Source organism: Methanoregula sp., from assembly GCA_026625165.1.
GTDB lineage: Archaea > Halobacteriota > Methanomicrobia > Methanomicrobiales > Methanospirillaceae > MVRE01.
In genome coordinates this window covers 1,087,499-1,106,127 of the sequence record CP112999.1, presented here as the reverse complement: position 1 = coordinate 1,106,127, position 18,629 = coordinate 1,087,499, and the positions used below count along the sequence as shown (strand labels likewise).

At 49.4% G+C, this 18,629-nt stretch carries 23 protein-coding genes and 1 tRNA gene; 4 read left to right on the top strand and 20 right to left on the bottom strand.

Going from position 1 to position 18,629, the window contains the following annotated elements; translation table 11 throughout:
- Positions 1 to 199: 199 nt before the first annotated feature.
- Positions 200 to 367, bottom strand: a complete 168-nt coding sequence (locus OS112_05830) for a hypothetical protein (protein ID WAC03996.1) — start codon at positions 365 to 367, stop codon at positions 200 to 202.
- A gap of 147 nt (positions 368 to 514) precedes the next feature.
- Here OS112_05830 and OS112_05825 point away from each other — a divergent pair, with 147 nt between their 5' ends.
- Complete coding sequence (locus OS112_05825; GenBank protein ID WAC03995.1) at positions 515 to 1,042, top strand: hypothetical protein; 528 nt, start codon at positions 515 to 517, stop codon at positions 1,040 to 1,042.
- Positions 1,043 to 1,178: 136 nt separating this feature from the next.
- Here OS112_05825 and OS112_05820 read toward each other — a convergent pair whose 3' ends face one another.
- From OS112_05820 to OS112_05745, 16 genes are all read right to left on the bottom strand, one after another.
- A complete protein-coding gene (locus OS112_05820) occupies positions 1,179 to 2,105 on the bottom strand; it encodes an ion transporter (protein ID WAC03994.1) in 927 nt (308 codons plus the stop codon).
- 260 nt (positions 2,106 to 2,365) lie between these two features.
- Positions 2,366 to 2,542, bottom strand: coding sequence for a hypothetical protein (locus OS112_05815; protein WAC03993.1), 177 nt, complete (start codon positions 2,540 to 2,542; stop codon positions 2,366 to 2,368).
- Positions 2,543 to 2,620: 78 nt separating this feature from the next.
- Positions 2,621 to 3,202 carry a cobalt-precorrin-7 (C(5))-methyltransferase gene (locus tag OS112_05810; GenBank protein ID WAC03992.1) on the bottom strand — a complete coding sequence of 194 codons (582 nt, stop codon included), beginning with the start codon at positions 3,200 to 3,202 and terminating at the stop codon, positions 2,621 to 2,623.
- Positions 3,199 to 4,203, bottom strand: coding sequence for a cobalt-precorrin-5B (C(1))-methyltransferase (locus OS112_05805; GenBank protein ID WAC03991.1), 1,005 nt, complete (start codon positions 4,201 to 4,203; stop codon positions 3,199 to 3,201). The genes OS112_05810 and OS112_05805 overlap by 4 nt, the downstream gene beginning before the upstream one ends.
- Positions 4,178 to 4,864, bottom strand: coding sequence for a precorrin-8X methylmutase (locus tag OS112_05800; GenBank protein ID WAC03990.1), 687 nt, complete (start codon positions 4,862 to 4,864; stop codon positions 4,178 to 4,180). The genes OS112_05805 and OS112_05800 overlap by 26 nt, the downstream gene beginning before the upstream one ends.
- Positions 4,812 to 5,594: a precorrin-3B C(17)-methyltransferase gene (cobJ, locus tag OS112_05795; protein ID WAC03989.1), complete on the bottom strand. Its 783-nt coding sequence runs from the start codon at positions 5,592 to 5,594 to the stop codon at positions 4,812 to 4,814. The genes OS112_05800 and cobJ overlap by 53 nt, the downstream gene beginning before the upstream one ends.
- Positions 5,578 to 6,450 (bottom strand): cobalt-precorrin 5A hydrolase, encoded by an 873-nt coding sequence (gene cbiG, locus OS112_05790; GenBank protein WAC03988.1) that lies wholly within the window; start codon positions 6,448 to 6,450, stop codon positions 5,578 to 5,580. The genes cobJ and cbiG overlap by 17 nt, the downstream gene beginning before the upstream one ends.
- On the bottom strand, positions 6,447 to 7,175 hold the full coding sequence (cobM, locus tag OS112_05785) for a precorrin-4 C(11)-methyltransferase (protein ID WAC03987.1): 729 nt from the start codon (positions 7,173 to 7,175) through the stop codon (positions 6,447 to 6,449). Before cobM ends, cbiG begins: the two co-directional genes overlap by 4 nt.
- Before the next feature lies 1 nt (position 7,176).
- Positions 7,177 to 7,782 carry a cobalt-factor II C(20)-methyltransferase gene (locus OS112_05780; protein WAC03986.1) on the bottom strand — a complete coding sequence of 202 codons (606 nt, stop codon included), beginning with the start codon at positions 7,780 to 7,782 and terminating at the stop codon, positions 7,177 to 7,179.
- Positions 7,776 to 8,318: a methyltransferase domain-containing protein gene (locus OS112_05775; protein ID WAC03985.1), complete on the bottom strand. Its 543-nt coding sequence runs from the start codon at positions 8,316 to 8,318 to the stop codon at positions 7,776 to 7,778. The genes OS112_05780 and OS112_05775 overlap by 7 nt, the downstream gene beginning before the upstream one ends.
- Before the next feature lie 133 nt (positions 8,319 to 8,451).
- Entirely contained in the window at positions 8,452 to 8,907 is a 456-nt protein-coding gene (locus OS112_05770) for a phosphate-starvation-inducible PsiE family protein (GenBank protein WAC03984.1), read from the bottom strand.
- 6 nt (positions 8,908 to 8,913) lie between these two features.
- Positions 8,914 to 9,675, bottom strand: a complete 762-nt coding sequence (cobA, locus tag OS112_05765; GenBank protein WAC03983.1) for a uroporphyrinogen-III C-methyltransferase — start codon at positions 9,673 to 9,675, stop codon at positions 8,914 to 8,916.
- Positions 9,672 to 10,556, bottom strand: a complete 885-nt coding sequence (gene hemC, locus OS112_05760; GenBank protein WAC03982.1) for a hydroxymethylbilane synthase — start codon at positions 10,554 to 10,556, stop codon at positions 9,672 to 9,674. The genes cobA and hemC overlap by 4 nt, the downstream gene beginning before the upstream one ends.
- Positions 10,547 to 11,788: a glutamate-1-semialdehyde 2,1-aminomutase gene (locus OS112_05755; protein ID WAC03981.1), complete on the bottom strand. Its 1,242-nt coding sequence runs from the start codon at positions 11,786 to 11,788 to the stop codon at positions 10,547 to 10,549. Before OS112_05755 ends, hemC begins: the two co-directional genes overlap by 10 nt.
- Complete coding sequence (gene hemB, locus OS112_05750) at positions 11,775 to 12,758, bottom strand: porphobilinogen synthase (protein WAC06144.1); 984 nt, start codon at positions 12,756 to 12,758, stop codon at positions 11,775 to 11,777. Before hemB ends, OS112_05755 begins: the two co-directional genes overlap by 14 nt.
- Before the next feature lie 67 nt (positions 12,759 to 12,825).
- On the bottom strand, positions 12,826 to 13,563 hold the full coding sequence (locus OS112_05745; GenBank protein WAC03980.1) for a flavodoxin family protein: 738 nt from the start codon (positions 13,561 to 13,563) through the stop codon (positions 12,826 to 12,828).
- 58 nt (positions 13,564 to 13,621) lie between these two features.
- Between OS112_05745 and OS112_05740 the strand changes: the two genes are divergently transcribed.
- Entirely contained in the window at positions 13,622 to 13,927 is a 306-nt protein-coding gene (locus OS112_05740) for a DUF2769 domain-containing protein (protein ID WAC03979.1), read from the top strand.
- Positions 13,928 to 13,983: 56 nt separating this feature from the next.
- Here OS112_05740 and hemA read toward each other — a convergent pair whose 3' ends face one another.
- Complete coding sequence (gene hemA / locus OS112_05735; GenBank protein ID WAC03978.1) at positions 13,984 to 15,276, bottom strand: glutamyl-tRNA reductase; 1,293 nt, start codon at positions 15,274 to 15,276, stop codon at positions 13,984 to 13,986.
- A complete protein-coding gene (locus OS112_05730; GenBank protein WAC03977.1) occupies positions 15,269 to 15,895 on the bottom strand; it encodes a bifunctional precorrin-2 dehydrogenase/sirohydrochlorin ferrochelatase in 627 nt (208 codons plus the stop codon). The genes hemA and OS112_05730 overlap by 8 nt, the downstream gene beginning before the upstream one ends.
- A 248-nt stretch (positions 15,896 to 16,143) precedes the next feature.
- On the opposite strand from OS112_05730, the gene OS112_05725 reads away from it, so the two are divergent.
- A tRNA-Gly gene (locus OS112_05725) sits at positions 16,144 to 16,215 on the top strand.
- Between the two features lie 108 nt (positions 16,216 to 16,323).
- Here the strand turns inward: OS112_05725 and OS112_05720 are convergent.
- On the bottom strand, positions 16,324 to 16,860 hold the full coding sequence (locus tag OS112_05720) for a hypothetical protein (protein WAC03976.1): 537 nt from the start codon (positions 16,858 to 16,860) through the stop codon (positions 16,324 to 16,326).
- A 555-nt stretch (positions 16,861 to 17,415) separates the two neighbouring features.
- Between OS112_05720 and OS112_05715 the strand changes: the two genes are divergently transcribed.
- Positions 17,416 to 18,240 (top strand): hypothetical protein, encoded by an 825-nt coding sequence (locus OS112_05715; GenBank protein ID WAC03975.1) that lies wholly within the window; start codon positions 17,416 to 17,418, stop codon positions 18,238 to 18,240.
- Positions 18,241 to 18,629 lie beyond the last annotated feature (389 nt).

The following is an 18,629-nucleotide window of genomic DNA, read 5'->3' as shown; positions in this document are numbered from 1 at the left end:
CCAGAATTGTGGTTTTTTGACTGAAATGACCCGGGTCAACCTGCTTTCAGTGTTTCACGCTGGATACATACGAACTGAATCAAACGGTCATCTGCATGAATGATCCAACCACTTTTATCGATGATGGATATTACTGAAGAAAATCCATCATTGCCGATACCGGCACACGCCGGGAGAGCGTATAGATCTTTGAGATGCCCTACTTCGTTGCCCCGACCTGTCCGGATATCAGCAGGATCTCGAGATATTTTGCAACAGAGTTGCGGTTCATTTTGAGCTGACGTGCGATCTCCGAGATGCTCATCCCTTTTTTATGGGATTTAGGAGCAGTTTTGATTCTCGAGATCTTTTCATGATCAAGGATCATATACAGATGAGTAAATAGAAATAAACTCTATTAAATCTTTGTAGTTGCTCCTTGTATTTTTTTTAAAATCGCCCGGTTCAAAAGGCTCCTTACCTATGGTTTGATATCCACGCCGCAACCATAAACTCGATCAGGGAGAATAGGTGGATGCGGGACCTTAGATCGATTCCCGATGATGTGAAATGGAAGATTTCGGCGCGGGGCGCCGCACGGCTTACTGCGATGTATGAAGTTGTCTTCTCCCCGGTAGTCGGGGACCGGTATGACGAACTGGAACAGGAGATCTGGGTTGAGTTCTCAAAATTCGGGTTGGATATCGCCCGTTCGCTCAAACTGCCGCTCGCGAATGCAGAGGACCTTGCTCAAAGCATGAGTAATGTGAGGGCAATCCTGTTTGGCCCGGACTACAAGGACGAGGTGATGGACGTCGGCGAGGATGGATCGGTTGTCATCGTCAAACACTGCCCGTTTGTCGAGGAGGCAGCCAGCATGGGCGCTTCTCCTGACCGTGCGTTTAAACGCTGCCTTGCCTTCACCCTGAGCACTCAGAAGAACCTGAACCCCAAATATAAATCCCGGTTTGTGAGGGCGATGTGCATGGGTGACCGGCAGTGCGAAATCAAGGTTGACAAAGAAGAGAGTAACAAAAGAGAGCCAAAAAAAGGTGCTTCATAAACCGGTTTTATCGGCTCATCACGATTTTTAATTTTATTTTTAAAAAACGGGGAAAAAATGCAGAACCTTTCAGGCAAATTTTATGAATAAGTCTGGCTCTAAAATAAAAAGGTACGCCCCCTGCACCCGAATCTGCTCAATCCATCCTTTTTTTGGTATGACTGTGCGGCGCTGCTTCCACATCATTATTGGAGATACCCGGAACCATATCAGGGTGCAGGTCAATCTCCTCCTTGCATCTGGGACAAATGATTATAGTAGTGCTGTGTTTTGCATGCCGTTTTTTGATGCTCTCTACAAACCCGGAAGCAAGGATGGCTGCAGGGAGGGCAAACAGGCCGATTGAAGAGAGCGCAACAATGGCACTGATCACTCTTCCGGCTGCTGTGACCGGATATACATCCCCGTACCCGACAGTTGTAAGCGTTTCTACCCCCCACCACATCGAGCCTGGAATACTGGAAAATTTTTCCGGCTGGGCTTCATGCTCAACAAAATACATGGCGCTTGAAGAGAGGACGAGAACAAGCGATGCCATGATCACGGCAATGACAATCTCCTCTTTTTTCTCCTTAAGGACAGCTGCGAATGTATCAAAGGCATTTGAATACCTGCCAAGCTTGAGAACCCGGAATATCCTTAACAGGCGCAATAACCTCAGCAACCGGAGTTCAACCGGAATTATAAACGGGAGGTAAAAGGGCGTGATCGCAAGCAGGTCAATAAGCGCCAGCGGCGACATCATGTAGTGCAAACGGCCAGTTACCGGAAGAGAATAGGCCGGGTTCCTGACACAGCACCAGACCCTGAGAACATATTCAATTGAAAATACCACGACACAAACAAAGTCGATAAGATGGAAATATGGTGCATACTCAATGAATATTTTATTTTCTGTTTCAAGGATCACTGCAGCGACATTAAGCAGGATCATTCCTGCGATAAAATAGATGACGATCTTTCGGGCTGTGTTCTCTTTTGCCGGTGATTCGAGAAGGAAATAGACCCGCCCCTGTAACCGGTCATACCTGCTGCCGTGCTTGGCTTTTAAATGTTCACTCATCGATGAATCAGTCTCGTCATCGCATAATATATACCCTTTTAAATTAGGATGGAGAAATCGTCTCATGCTGCCTTGCTGAGAACATGCGGATAACGTCTATCCTGATTGTACCGGCATCCATTGCGTATCGGGTATTCCATAAGGTATGCCATCGTTTGGGGGTGAAATCAACGCAAGTTATATATAAAAAAGATAAGACTGGCAATGAACCCGACCGGGACCAAACCCTGCCCCAAAATCAGGGAGTTGATTGATTCATTCTATTTGAGGTAATATCCGATTGCCATGAAGGCGAGTCCAAGGTAGAACATGATCGCAAAAGGCCAGGAAAACCCAAGGTTAATCGTATCCAGCCTTTTTAAGTCCTGAATAAAGATCATGATAAAACCGACGGCGAAAAGTCCGAGGCTGATCTGGCTTTTAGTTGCCTTATCCATAGATAACGTCTCCTGTACACAATATCAACCGGTGGCGAAAAAGGCTTTTGGTTGTCCGGCCAAAAACGAGGTGTATAATCAAAAGTCACCGATCATAAGCGAATACATAGCTGAAGTAACCGGCGGTGGAGATTCGAGAGTATCTACTAAAATTCTCTCATCCGGATAGCCGAGGTTTTCACAGACTGCCACCTTCATCGGAATATTTAGTGCCTGGAGCTTTCTGTACAGTTCCAAAGTATCAAATTTTGGATCAGCGATGAGAAAGACGATCTTTTTACATAGCACTTCGTCAAGGGTGTCGTTCATTCCCTTGTCGTGGCCGGTACCATGGGCTACAACAGGAACGATCCGTGCCAGCGGGATCCTCAACCGTGCCGCGGCAACCTGAAGGGATGAAATCCCCGGTACCACGTCGCCCTTGAGATATCCGAGTCCGGCAAGCATAGGGTCCCCCGTAGAGAGGACAACCGCGTCATCCGGGAGCGTGTGCAGCGCTTTAAAGTCGTCAATGGTTTTGACCATGCAGCCCGGAGGTATGAACGGACGGCAGATCTCAATTGCCCGGTCCGATCCATAGATCAGGGTTGCTGACCGGATAACCTGTATTGCTTCTTCCGTGAGTAAACCGGGACCACAGCCAACACCAACGATCTTCATGGAGTCTCTCCGATAATCTCTCCATCCCTGTTCACAATCACCACGTGAACAGCCGGATAGGTTTTCCTGCAGGATAAAAGAATAGCCTTTGTCATATCGCCGAAACGGGGTGAGGCTCCCAGTTCTTCTACTGTTAAAAATCCTGTACCATTGAGAATATCCGGTTTGAGGAATTTGAGGATCAGGGCAGGCAGTCCGAACAGTATCACCGGAACACGGGCAACAGATAACGCATCACCGATCTTTGAACCAACCAAAACGATATCATGATCCGGGTACCTCAGGCGGGCGTACCGGAGCCCGGTCCGACCGGTGGTCAGGACAATATTTCCGGATTTTGAGATCCGGTCCATCATGGATTCGGCCAGGTGGTCGTCCCAGGGTTCTACAAGACCTGTGGTGCCGAGAATCGAGATCCCTCCTTTTACACCAACGCGGGAGTTGAGTGTCCTTTTTGCTACTTCTGTCCCTTTTGGGACGGATAAGGTAATGGTGATACCCGAAAACCCGGTTTGATCGAGCGCTTCCTGAATTGACTGGAGGATGCAGGTAAGGGGAAGCGGGTTTATCGCAGGTGTACCCTTAGAGAAACGGGGTGTGGTGCGGGCAAACGTCCCAATCCCTCTCCCGGGCACAAGTCCGATACCGATTTCCTTTTTTTTTGCAAGGGCAATAAATTCACAACCAGCCGTTGCATCTGTGGGATAATCCCCGGAAAATTTTTTCGCGCTCGCCCGCCCCCCCTTCGCAGTGACGGGAACTTCCACAATCAATCCGCAGGGCACGGTGATTTGAACTGATGAAACATCCGATTGAAGCGAGAGAACAGCAGCTTTACATGCAGCGGCTGCGGTTGTCCCGGTTGTGAATCCGCGGCGCAGGACCACTCCTGAAGATGTCAGGACAGCCAGTCCCTTTTTTACATCCCCAAGTTTCTTCTTTGACCGGCACTTATCCTGCCATTCTTTTGGGTATTCAAACCCGGTGACCGGATCCCGCATGCGTTGTTCCCTCTGAATATATCGTGATGCACTCGTTTATTGCAGCCACTGCCACCGGTGTTCCACCTCGTGTCCCCTCATTTGAAATGGAGGGGACGGGGAGTGTCCGGAGTAATTCTTTTGATTCCGCAGCGTTTACAAAACCTACCGGGGTACCTATGATCACCGCCGGCCGTATTCCCCGCCCGACCATATCGATTACAGCAAGGAGGGCAGATGGAGCGTTACCGATAACAATAATTGAACCAGTGATGCGATTCTCCAGAGAGAAAAATCCGGCTGATGTCCGGGTGATCTCCCGTTCAATAGCAAGATCTGTTCCGTAATCAAGCGCACAGATCACTTCGGAACAATGCCCTTTTTTCTGAATTCCTGCCTGCACCATCCTGATATCGGTGATAATCAAAGCATTTTTTTCGAGCGCAGAGCGAACAGATTCAACAGGTTTATGGCAGAACCGCATGAGCGGGGCAAAAGAAAAATCCCCAACCGCAATCGAGCACCGTTGCCGGATCCGGTCTTCTGGTGATTTGTTACCGATCACCGACCTTGCCAGCATCCGTGATTTTTTTGAGATCTCGTATGCTTCGCGCGTTTCCGCGCCCGGATCAGTATACGTACTTCCGGTGGTATCCCCGTGGCGTGATGATTCCTTTGACATTCTGTCCCATCCTCCAGATCCTGCTCTCTGCACCGCCAATGATGACCGTGGTGTGCATATCCACAACATCACAGTACGGTTCAATTTCACCAAGCGTTGTGATGGTGATCTCCTCTCCCTCCCGGAATGCATTCCTGACAAGGGCTACCGGTGTATGTTCCACAAGGTATTTTCGTGCAATGGCAACAGCTGCAGAAAAGTTATGCGGTCTGCCGCGGCTTCTGGGATTGTAGAGGACTACCGGGATCCCAACTGAGAAAACAGCTTCAAGTCTTTTCTCGATGACTTCAAAGGGGGTCAGAAGATCCGAGAGGCTGATAACTGCAAAATCCCCGGATAGAGGTGAGCCGACCAGTGATGCTGCAGCCGTGGCAGCAGTCACACCCGGCACGATATCGACCGGAATTGCAATCTTCTCGTGTTCAAGAACCTCAAGAACGATACCCGCCATCCCATACACCCCGGCATCGCCACCGGAGACCATCACGACACGGCGCTTCTGTGCCATTTTAATGGCGGTTTTGGCACGCTCGACCTCCTTTCCCATCGAACTGCGGATAACATTTTTTCCTGCCAGAAGGGGTTCGAGCTGGTCAAGGTACGTGTCATTGCCAATGATGATCTCCGCTCCAGCAATCACCTTGAGTGCCCGTGCAGTCATCTGGTCACGGCTCCCGGGCCCTATCCCCACAATCGCGAGAGAACCTTTCTGGTTATCGGGCAATCGCAATGGTCACCCTCCCGAATACAGTTTTTTCCATGAGAAGTTCCTTGTGTTTTGAGAGGGCAAGGGCACAGGGTTCTGCAACACCCGGCAGCCCGATCCTCCCTGCCCTTGATGGCGATCGCAGGGGTTGCGCGTTAATGATTTCATCATCAAGAAATATCAATCCGGCTGGAATTGATGCGATCGCTTCGGTAAGCCCGGTTTCAGAATATTTCTTTGCTGTTGTTGCGTATGCAAATACCTCATGAGGAGAAATCCTGCATGTATCCAGTGCCTGCCGGATCGCGGCAAGCACTTCTTCTTTTTTTATTCCCTTCCGGCACCCTATACCAACGGTATATGTTCCTTTGTTGAAAAGAACTGAAACGCGTGTGCCGGCAATCACTACTGCCGGCCCCCTGACAGCAAGTACGGGCACGTTTTCATCAATAATTGCAGCATTGACCGTGCGGGTGGAATCACGGTTAACAATATCGCAACCAGATCTTTTTGCCATCATCTCAACCGATTCCCTGCCTGTGCTTTCAGTAGCTGTTGTGATGACCGGTCTGATGCCCAGAACAGCAAGCTCCTTTGCAAGCTCGTTGGCCCCATGGTGCCCGCCAATAAGGGGGATAGAGTAGGAAAGGTCCGGGCTCACCACAACTACTGCGGGATCCACCCACTTATCTTCCAGTAAAGGAGCGATTGAACGAACCACAATACCTGCGGCCATCAACGCGACGATCCGCTGCGCCGATTCAAAAGTCCGTGCAAAGACCTCGGCATCGTACGGAAGCAAAGTTGCATTGAGATGTTCTGCAATCCGCCGTGCCTGCGGAAATGACCGTGGAAACGCGATGACAACAGTCCCGGTCATGAATAAAGATGCGACCTCCTGAACTGATTCTGCGGGTCGACAACATGTCCGATAATCAACAATGCAGTCTTTGTGATACCGGCATCTTTTGCTTTTTGTGCGATGTCACCAACAGTTCCCCGGATAAGTTTCTGGTCATCCCATGATGCATGATAGACCACTGCGGCCGGGGTATCGGGCGGACAGGTGAACTTTTTGGTGACTTCCTCAAAACGATCGGTGCCCAGAAATACTGCCATCGTTGCACCGGATCCCGAAAGCTCCGAAATGTGGTCTTGTTCAAGGGTCTTTCCGGCAGGGCGGGTAATTACCAGTGCATCAGTGATTCCATTGAGCACCAGTTCGATCTGGAGCGCCGCGGCTGCAGCAAACAGCGAGGAAACACCAGGGACAATCTTTGCGGTGACACCCCTGTGTTTCAGTTCTGCCATCTGCTCGATAATTGCGCCAAAGAGAGAGGGATCACCCGAATGGAGCCGGACAACGGTCTTGCCGGATTTTGCGTGCTGTTCCATTACCATGACGATCTCTTCGAGCTTCATTCCCCAGCTGTCAATACGGACGGGTGCATCTGACTGATCTACGAGTTTAGGATTCACCAGTGACCCGGCATAGATCAGTACGTCAGCCCGCTCAAGAAGATTCTTACCTTTGACTGTGATTAATTCGGGATCTCCGGGCCCGGCACCAACAAAATAAACGACCGGCTCTTTTTGATGCGCCATCTTACCGCCTCGCATACATGACACTGAGATAGTCGCTTCTCTCCGGCAAATCCCCGTCACGGTAAACCTTCATATCAGGGAAAAACATCCGTTCGACCAGCACGAATGTGCGATAGCCTTCTTTTTGCAGTTCTGCAGCACGTTTCTTTGGGCGTCGTACTTTTAAAAGAATACGAGTGTCAGGAATACCGCCATCGGAGACAATGAACCCCTGGGAGAGGGAAAGATTTGCTGCTGCCGCAAATGCGGTGATTGCAGAAATACCCGGTTCAGTACGGCATTCCACCTCGGGATATTTTTCTTTCATAACGTCACAGAGCCGGGTGAAGGTTGAGAAAAAGTTGGGGTCTCCAAGGATGCCAAACACTGCGCAACCCGTCTTTGCCGCCTGAGCAATCAATGCGGCATTTTCACAAATGCTTACCGTGATACGGGTTTCGTCATCAGTCATCGGAAAATCGAGCATAACCGGTTCACGGTAAGGTCTGATAAGGTCATATGCAATCCGGCCGGGTACAAAAACTGCATCCGCTTCTTTTATGAGGCGGACTGCCCGCAATGTAAGGAGTTCCGGGTTTCCCGGGCCAAGTCCCAGTCCGATCAGCATGCCGCACCTTTTCCGACAATCACATAGATCGGATCGATGGGTTTGAACATGATGCTCCCTGCGATATTGTGCGAGCGTGCGATCTGGACATGGATGACTTCGGAAAATATCCCAAGATCCTGCATTGCACGTACCGCCGTCTCCAGTGTTGAGACCATTACCGCGTTTATGACGATACTGCGACGGACCCGTTTTGCGAGCACCGGTAAAAATTCACCAATGCCGTGAGAGCCTCCGATAAATGCACAGTCGAATATGCGGTTGTCGTTTGCAAGAAAATCATATGCCCCGATGCAGGTAAATTCAATCGTTTCCATGCCTTCTTTCATCGCTTCTTTTCGGGCGAACCGGATCGCTTCAGCCCTCCGGTCAACAGCGACGACATGAATGCTCCTTTTTGCAGCGGCGATCGAAACCTTCCCGGTACCGCAACCGATATCCAGCATCAGATCCCTATCACGCAGACCGAGCTTAAGAAGCGTTACAGCCATCACTTCATCCTGTGTCGGACCGCCCGGTAGCTTCGATATGCTCATCTTTCCAAACTTTAGTTGTGTTAACGTATTAAGACTTGTTTTAGAAGAGAATTGGATTCATTACCGCTCGTGTATGACCGGAGTATCGATTACCGGCTTTGATCACACAATCCGGGATAAAAAAGGGAAAAAATCAGACGGGGGGCTTCCCTTCCACATGCCCGCCAACCACAATTCCCCCGGCTTTCTTAATGAGGAAATATGCTCCGGCAAGGCCGAGTACCACAACTCCGATTCCAATGAGTTCCATGCCAATAAATTCCGGGTTCGGTGCTGAAGCGGGGTCGAGCAGGATCACCTTACGGGCAATGGCGACAATTGCCAGCAGGATGACGATCTCGAAATGGATTGCATTCTCCAAAAAATACGCCTTGATGGTATCGAGCAGTTCAATTCCAATCAGTATCAGCAGGAATACCCCAAGAACATTCGTTAGCTCGTGGTTTTCGAGCAGCATGGGAGGAGGGTTTGTCAGGCTTGAAATAAGAAGATAACACAATTCCCCGATGGCGAACAGGAGCACGACCATGAGCAGGAGCATCAGGACTGCATAAACGATTCGTTCAAATTTATCGACAAGTTCCAGCATTGTTTATCATTCCTCACCAACCGGTATTAAATCCGGCGCGTTTGGATCATATAACTTTACCACATCACCGATCACAATAACGGCAGGTGGTCTGACTCCGGTTTTTTTGGCTTTTGTTGCGATTGTATCGAGCGTGCCGGTTGTCACCCGGTGATCCGTGCGCAGGCCACGCTCGATAATGGCAACCGGGGTTTTTTTGCTCCTGCCATTCTTCACCAGGGCGAATGCAATTTTTTTAAGATTTGCAACCCCCATCAGGATCACGATTGTACCACGGCTCTGCGCAAGGAGTTTCCAGTCAAGCGCCGGTTCTGGTTTGGTCGGGTCTTCGTGCCCGGTAAGGATAGTCACCTGAGATGCATAGCTCCGGTGGGTGAGCGGGATGCCCACAGATGCGGGAACTGCAAGGGCACTGGAAATTCCCGGTACCATTTCAACTTCGATGCCGGCAGCCCGTAATGTTTCCAGTTCTTCTCCTCCCCTCCCAAACATAAAAGGATCGCCTCCTTTAAGCCGGATAACGACCTTGCCCCGTTGTGCGCGGTCGATCATCAGCGCCTCGATCTCATCCTGTTCGAGCGTGTGCTTCCCACCATATTTCCCGCAATCAATCTTCTCTGCATGTTCCGGCAGGGTGGCGAGGATCTCCTCTCCGGGCAGCTGGTCATAGAGCACTACATCGGCACCATCGATCACGTTCCGGGCCCGTTGTGCAAGGAGCCCTATGGCACCGGGTCCTGAACCTACAAGATAGACTTTGCCGGTCATGGTACAATCCTCAGCTTCGCGTACGCATCATCAATGAGATCCTGTGCACGCCTTTTTAGTATCCGGCCCTGGTCACACGCTTTTTGAATGCTCAAAACATCCGTTTCGATCCGTTCTGTACGGCTGCCGTCAAGGGAAAGCACTTCAGCAATCAGGTGGCCGGCGCAGCTGTAAATTCCCAGCGGGGTAAAACATCCGCCACCAAGCTGCTCCATGACTGCGCGCTCGATCATTACATCAGTACGGGACTGCGGGTGGTCAAGCGCAGCAAGTGTCTTAACAAGCGAAGGGTCTGCCCGGCTTACCACTGCGATGGTGCCCTGGTTGGGGGACGGGACAAACTTCTCTATTGGCAGGCGCTCACCGGGTACCCGGATCCCAAGCCGTACCAGGCCGGCCTCTGCAAGTATGATCGCATCGTACTCCCCGGCATTGAGTTTTCGGAGCCGGGTATCGATATTGCCCCGCAGGTCTTTGATAGTGATGCCAGGGTCATGACGGAGGAGCTGGGCCCGCCTCCGGGTACTTGAAGTGCCAATCACTCTCACAACCGGTAGTGCAGAGGTGTATGTGATATAATCTGCAGGAGAATCCCGTTTTAAGATGGCAGCGGTGACGAGACCGGATGGACGGATTGCAGGGATGTCCTTCATGCTGTGCACTGCACAGTCAATCTCACCATCAAGGATTGCATCATCAAGCGCCCGGACAAATACACCCTGTCCGCCAATCTCGTGCAGCGGTACACCATGGTTTGTGTCGCCCTGAGTGGTGATGACGACCTGCTCTACCCCGATCCCCATCGCAGTAAGCTTCCTGCAGACCGTATCGGCCTGTGCGAGCGCGAGCTTGCTGCCCCGTGTGCCGATTTTTAAAGACATGATCGGTACGCCATGATGATCTTTTCAATGTCTGCATCGGAATGAACAACCGATAAAAAATTGGTTTCAAACTGGGAAGGCGGCAGGAAAATGCCCGAGGCAAGCATCCGGTTCCAGAACTGCTGGAACGCAGCGGTATCGCATTCCTTTACTTCCTTATAATTGCATGGTGGTTTCGGCCGGAAAAAATACGTAAACATTGATCCAAGATGGATGAACGAGCCGTTGGTCTTACCGGAGCACCCATCCTCAATGGCACGCGTTTTTTTGTCGAGTTCGTCGTATGCATTCCTGTGGGCATGCAACCATCGGACAGTGGCAATACCTGCCGCAAGCGAGAGCGGGTTTCCCGAAAACGTACCTGCCTGGTAGACCGGGCCTGAGGGGGCTGTCAGTTCCATGATCTCCTTTCTCCCCAAAAAAGCGCCGATTGGAAGCCCGCCGCCAATAATCTTGCCCAGCGTAGTCAGATCCGGTCTGACCCCGTACTTCACCTGAGCTCCGCCTATACCGAGCCTGTATCCGGTGATCACTTCATCAAAAATCAAAAGGACATCATGTGCACGGGTGATCGACCGGATTTCCTGCAGATAATTATTGTCGGGAGGGATAAGGCCGATGTTTCCCAGCACCGGCTCGACAATCATCGCTGCAATATCATCATTTTTTGCAAGCAGCGATTCCAGCGCTTCATGGTTATTGTACGGGACCTGTCGTGTGTGGGCGACTACATCCGCGAGAACCCCGGCAGAATCCGGGATGCCGAGCGTTGTTGCACCGGATCCGGCTTTTACGAGCACCCCGTCATGTGCGCCATGGAACCCTCCCTCAACTTTCACGATGTCCTTTTTCTTTGTAAAACCCCGCGCAAGACGGATTGCCGCCATGGTGGCTTCCGAACCGCTCGATACAAAGCGGACCATGTCCATGCCGGGGTGGTCGCCCGTAATAAGGCGGGCAAACTCCGGTTCAGAGGAAACCGGCGTACCATAGAGCCAGCCACCTTCCAGTTGTTCCGCAATCGCCCTTTTGATCGCCGGGTGAGCATGACCGAGAATGAGCGGGCCGTAGGCACAACAGCAGTCTGTCAGCTGCTGCCCGTCTACAGTAACAAGGTTTGGACCCTGTGCCCGGGCAGTATAGAAAGGGTATGGTTTGATGGCACGGACCGGACTGGAAACCCCCCCGGGAATTATTGCCTGTGCCAGGGCAAACAGGTCACTGCTTTTCATCCATCCACCCCGCAACATCCGGAGCAAAATAGGAGATGATCAAGTCAGCCCCGGCACGCCTGATACATGTGAGGCTTTCCATCACCGCCTCTTTTTCATTTATCCAGCCCCGCCCGGCTGCCGCTTTGATCATCGCGTATTCACCGCTGACCTGGTATGCGGCAACAGGAAGCCCGAGTGTTGCGATTTCGGCAACGATATCAAGGTAAAACCCTGCAGGTTTGACCATAAGGATATCTGCACCCTCTTTAACATCAAGCTGGGATTCGAGGAACGCCTCGCGTGCATTTGCCGGATGAATCTGGTAGGTCGATCGGTCTCCAAAAGAGTAACCCGAATCCGCAGCCTCGCGGAACGGCCCGTAGAAAGCAGATGCAAATTTGGTCGAGTAAGACATGATCAGCACCTCGTCAAGCCCGTCATCGTCGAGCGCCGACCGTATCGAGCCTACCATCCCGTCGAGCATGCACGAGGGGGCAACGATATCAGCTCCCGCATTTGCATGACTGACCGCTATCCGGTTCATCAGCTCAAGCGAGGGATCGTTGAGCAGGTCGGTACCGTACCGTGATTCTCCAACAATCCCGCAGTGCCCATGGTCTGTGTATTCACAGGCGCAGACATCAGTGATGACAGCCATGTCCGGGACCGCTTTTTTGATCCTGCGGACAGCCTGCTGGACAACCCCTTTGTCATCGTACGCGCTGCTTGCTTCCGGATCCTTTTTTTCCGGGATGCCAAATATTAGGACAGACCGGAGCCCGGCATCCCAGAGTTTCTCTGCGACACGGGAGATCCCGTCAGGAGAATACCGTACCTGTCCTGGCATCGAGGCTATCGGTTTGTTTTTGGACAGCGTTTCGTCCACAAAGATGGGGACGATCAGATCCGTTTTTGCAAGCCGGCCCTGTTGCAGCATCGGCTGGACTGTCCGAGACCTTGACCTTCTCATCCGTCGTGCAGGAAACACCATGACGTCACCAACCCCAAAAATGATTCTTCTGTTACCATTCTTAAGGAGCAATGCTATTTATTGTTTACAATTCGTGGCCGGATCTTTCGTCGGCACAGGCATTTTTCAACTGGTACGCGAGCAGCAAAGCCCCGGTGATCAGGTTCGCAAGGTCTTCCTGAGTATATTTGTTCTGCTCGATAAGCCCCCAGTCCTTGGTGGTATCCTCATCATTCTCGCCCACCCACGAAGCGATCGCATCCTCGGGGATATGGAACCCGAGCCATGAAAAAAAATTCAGGAGATTCCCGGCTACATGCTGGACACCATCGACATGCCCGATGATGATGAGCCCGGCGACTTTGTTTTTTATCATCTGGACTCCATACCAGGCATACTGGTTCTCGATTGTATTCATCCGTTCAACAAATTTCTGGATTAATGCCGAATGGTTATTCCACCTGATTGGTGTGGCGAGGATCAGGATATCGTTTTTTAAGATTGCATCGTACACAATCTGCATCTGGTCATCATCATACTTCATCGAGCTCTGGCAGGGGTAGGTGCAATACGCCGGGTTCTCTGAATAATTCCCCTCGCAGTCATGGATGATGAGGTCTTTTAACCGGATAAAGGTTGTTTCACATCCATACTCCTTGTATTGTTCAAGGGCACGCAAGAGGAGCCGTTCGGATTTGCTCATGCCGGGCTGCTGGCGGCTCGACCCTGATATGCCGAGGACTTTGATCGTCCTGCATTGCTCTCTGGTGATTGGAGGGATCGCATGGATACCAAACTTTCGTCCGACAATTGGGGCAGGCATGCATTAAAATATCCCTATTTTTGATTATTTACTTATTCCACAACAAGTCGGGTGGTGCATGGACAAGTTTGAGGAATTCTCAAAGAACATTGCGGCGATGGACGGGGTGCGGCGGGCGGTAACAATTGCCGGACAAAAAGATCGCTGTGCGTGCGGCGTTTGCCCGACATATAACGAGTGCATGCGCGAGAAAGGCGAGGTGTTCTATTGCATCACCGGGCGCAGTCCGGTTTGTACGTTCGAGAAAAAGGCATGCATCTGCCCGATGTGCCCGGTGAAATTCACCCTTGGACTACAGAAAGGATACTATTGCATACGGGGATCCGAACAGGATCAGAGGACATCATCATCCCCTCATAAATAACCCTCCTCTCATTCCCGCCGGATCTTATTTTTTTCCTGACATGGTTGAAAAATTAATCATTTATGGCGTTTCTCTGGTGCAGGGCGTTTGCAGGAGAACCGCTCCCCATGGGTGATTGCCTTGAGGAGCGCCTCTGCCGCTTCGAGATCTCCTGCCTCGGCACTTGCGCGTATGGCGAATGTCGCGTCCGTTAACAGTTTCTTTGAGAGGACGTGCGTGAGATCATCGATAACCTCTGCGATCCGCTCATCTGAAGTCCCCAGTCGCGCAACCGCTTTGTCCCTTTCCCGGGTCCTGACCGCTTTTGCCCACGTGTGGAGTGCAGCAAGGATATCGTCGGCGGTTTTCCGGTTCAGCTGGCGGAGGAAGATGGAGAGTTCATCGTCAATGAACTGCCGCGCCCGTTCTGCCTCTGCTTTCCGGTTACTCATGGTCTGCTCGTTGATGACACGCAGGTTGTCAATGGAAAAGAGCCGAACGCCGTCAATATTCTCCGCGCCCGGCTCTACATCCCGCGGCTGGGCAATGTCGATGAGGATGAGCGGGCGGGGATGCCCCTCTACGGGCCAGCACCGTTCCTTCATGGCTTCTTTTAGTTGTTCGCAGTGGATGACGGGGTGGGGTGCAGAAGTGCATGAGATGACTACATCGGAAAGCGAGATGTAATGGTAAAGTTCGCGGAACCGGACTGCCTTTCCCCCGATCTTTTCGGCAAGGATCTTTGCCCGGCCGAATGTCCGGTTCGCCACGTACATTGCCGTGAGGTGTTTTGCTGCGAGTGCCTGGGCTACTAATAAGCCCATCTCCCCGCTGCCGACCACAAGGATGTGTTTTCCCTCAAGGCTCCCGATCTGGGATTCGGCGAGCAGGACCGCTGCCGATCCGACCGAAACGGCCCCACGGTTGATCTCGGTGCGCCTGCGGACTTCAATCCCGACATGCACCGCTTTGTTGATGCAGAGTTCAAGGAGGCTGCTGATGGTCTTTGCCTCCTGTGCATCTGCAAGCATTTTTTTTAACTGTCCGATGATCTGGTCTTCGCCCACAATCATCGAGTCTATGCCGGATGCAAGCAGCAGGAGGTGCCGGATTGCCTCGACTCCTTCCAGTGCAAAGAACCCGGACCGGTTGTGCTCCTCCAGAAAGTCTGAGAGCGCTACCGCTTCGCCTTCGACAAGCACTTCCACGCGGTTGCAGGTCTGGAGGATGGCCACTCCCTTGAACCGGTCTGCGGCCATTGTGAGAAAACCGCGCTCATCAGGAAACCGGAATTCCTCAAGTGCCGTCACATTTGCGGTATGGTGGCTGATCCCGGCAACTGCAATTGGCGCCTTCAAAAAGTCATTCATTGAGGTATCTCCGGTTCACGAGCTGTTCGGCCTCTTTCTTCGATCGCGAAAGTGCGTCCCACACATCATGATCGTCCAGCACTTCCTTGAGGATTTCACTGCGTCGGTTTTGGGAAGGCTCGATTTTTTTCAGTCTTTTCCTTAGTTGCTCCTGCAATTTAATCATCGCATCCAGATTTGCCCATCGTGTTTCAAGGTCTTCCCGGATAAACCGGGTGACGGCCGGGCTTTTCCCGTCGGTACTTATGGCAATCTGGTACTGTTTGCCCCTGATTACCGAAGGGATAATGATGTCCCCGGATTCTCCATCCGCGTTGTTGAACAATATTTTTTTTTGCCTGCAGATCCTGCCGATCCTGTTGTTCTGTCCAGTATCGGAAAGCGCTGCAATGCAGATATCGGCACCCTTTACGATATCACCGAGTTCTTTATCGGACGCATCTGCCACATCAATGTTCTTGCGTTTAACCGGAAGTGCGGCAATCTTTTTTGAAAATGACCTGCTGAATACGGCCACATCTGCTTCATGCGCAAAATAAGCTGCTTTGCGGCCGGCAACCTCGCCCCCTCCAAAGATCACGACATGTTTTGCCCTGAGATCGACAAAGAGAGGGATCATCAGGTACTTAGATTCGCAATTGCGTTACTTTAAGGTGTTGGATTATCCGCCGGAAAAATCCGCCGGAAAAATTTATCAGAAAACAATCGGGATGCCGTGAGCCGAACCGTTGACAATCTATTGACAATCCGTTAACAACCAGGTCAGTTTTTACCTCGCTTGTGTCAAATCGTGGGTGCTTTGTTTCCGGATTACGATATACTTTTATTCTTTGAATTCCCACCAATAAAAGCGCAAAAGCGCATCCTGCGCCGATAGTGTAGTGGTTATCACTAGGCGTTGCCAACGCCTAAACCCGGGTTCGAGTCCCGGTCGGCGCATTCTGTTTTGAGGTTCAAGACGCTTACACTCTTTTGAATTGTCGATTATAACAGCCGAGTAATGAATAATGAATAGAACTTATTACCATAGAAATTTGTTATCGATTTTTAGATTATATTGAATAAATTAATTATAATGATTAAACTCCCTAAAGAGCCAATAGAACCTCCAAGAAAAATTAGCGCCCATTGATAAAACTTATCACGATATTCATTAAATTTTTCATAATTTGTTTGTGATATTTTAAATAAAGTCTCATATTCCAACTTTAATAAGTCATCATATGGTATTGGTTTTAATAAATTAGAGAAAGAACTCAAATCATGAGGAACGGGATTTATCATATGAATGAAAGAAATAGAGCAGAAAATTGATAGCATTGATAAAAACAACGAAATTATTGAAATTAATAAAAGCCCTTTTGGGTGAAGAAATAAATTATTTTTGTCAATAGTAAATTGTATAAGATTTATAATCGCTAAAATAATAATCCCATTAACGGTTATTATAAACCCAGATGTTGTTATTGCATTACTCACTTTTTTATAATGATTCTCGTGAGATTCTCTTCCAATTTGAATTAAAAGTTGAATTCGCTTTTCTTCATCATCTCGTTGTATTTTTGATTCAACAGAGGGTTCCATTTGTTCACTTCATTTCATTCAATTTTATCAACAATTTTTATGATAATCCTTTTAATTATTCTTTTTCAGGTTATAAATTTTAATGCCGGATTTTTCCGAATGATTTTATTTTCTCCGTATCCCCGGTCTGGCCGGTGTATTGTTGTACAAAGCCAAATATAGGGACGTTTATCTTTTTTCGGCCTTCTCACATCTTTCGATAAATCCCGTGAGCAGCCGAAGAACCAATAACCTTCCTTCCATGCAATAGCGTTGAAGACCAGTTCTTATAGCGTGATAGTTTTAACAAAATTATTTTGCATCCCTTATATCCATCACCACTTTCGCTCCGTATTTTGGACCTTCCACTTTTACCGGTCACCTTGATCGTGCCAAGCTTCCAAGCCGAATGCTCATGTAGATCCATAAGTGATGGCAGGACACTTGTCAGGAGATATACTGACCGTCCATAATGTGTAAGTAATAAAAAATTGAGGGTGTTAACGAAAAGTGAGTGAAGGGTGAAAGTAATCTCAATACAAAATAATTATTTGTATAAAATATCAAGATAGAATTATGAAAATTCATTTTTTTGTGCTTCCTGTAATTTTCCTCCTTATTGTATCGGGCTGTATCTCTCCATCCTCAATATCTCCCCCAACTCCACCGTTAACACCCCCGCCAACTCCATCTGTAAAAACTTATCATATCAACGAACCCGCAATGGATGAAAACTTACAACTAACTGTACTCAAATCATGGGATGGTGATCGGACTGAGGGGAATAATAAAGAATTTTATGTCCAATTAAAGGTGCAGAACTTACAGATAGATAAAAAGATACAAATTCTCGAAGAAGATTTTTTGATAATTGATAATACCGGTCAGCAATATCCTGTTAAAGGAAAGTCGTTTGACTTTGGACTATATTATAAGCCCGGTTGCGATTTGGATCCAATGCAATCGAAAACACCTACAATCTATGTGAATATCCCTCAAACTAGTCAAGGTTCAAAAGTAAGATTTAATTTTGGTGGCCCTAGCGGGAAAGGATCTAATGGCCCATTTGTTTATTTCAATGTAAATCCAAATTTAAATCCAACTCTGACATTAATTCCACCAACCCCAACCGCCCCCCCCATATCGTATATCAGGATTAAAGGCGCTAGCTGTATCCCTGAAACCGTGAATATCAAGGTTGGAACAATGGTAGAATGGAGAAACGAAGATACATTTTGGTATACAATAGCATCCGAATCTGGAAACGCGCCAACGACTATCGGCCAACTTCCCGCTGGTCAGACTTTGAGCTACACATTTTCAAAATTAGGCAGAACCGTCATCAGTTTTTATGACCCACAATCACAGAATCGTAAAGTTTGCTATATTATTGTTACGTAACGATATTTTCAGTAACTTTTTGCATCAGCCCACAGACCGGGTAATACTGCCATCCTATTGTCTGCCACCGCTGCTTTGTATCCTTTATCAGCTTCACATGGCAGCGGTGCATGGCTCGGGTTGAAGACCGATTCATCTAAAGCAGAACGAAAAAATTTCCGTGCGAAAGAATTTTTAGAGAAAAATTCATACTCAAATTTTTTTAACAAACTCCACCGGATTTTTTCCGGTAAAAATTTTTATGCAATCATTGCAGATAACTGCGTCCCCACCCCCTCGTACCCCCATTTATATACTTACCCCCAAAATCTTCGTCGGTGTCTGACGCTGAGAATCTCCGGAATAAGGGGAAAAAAGGGGTTCCTTTCCCTTCTGGGTAGTACAACCCG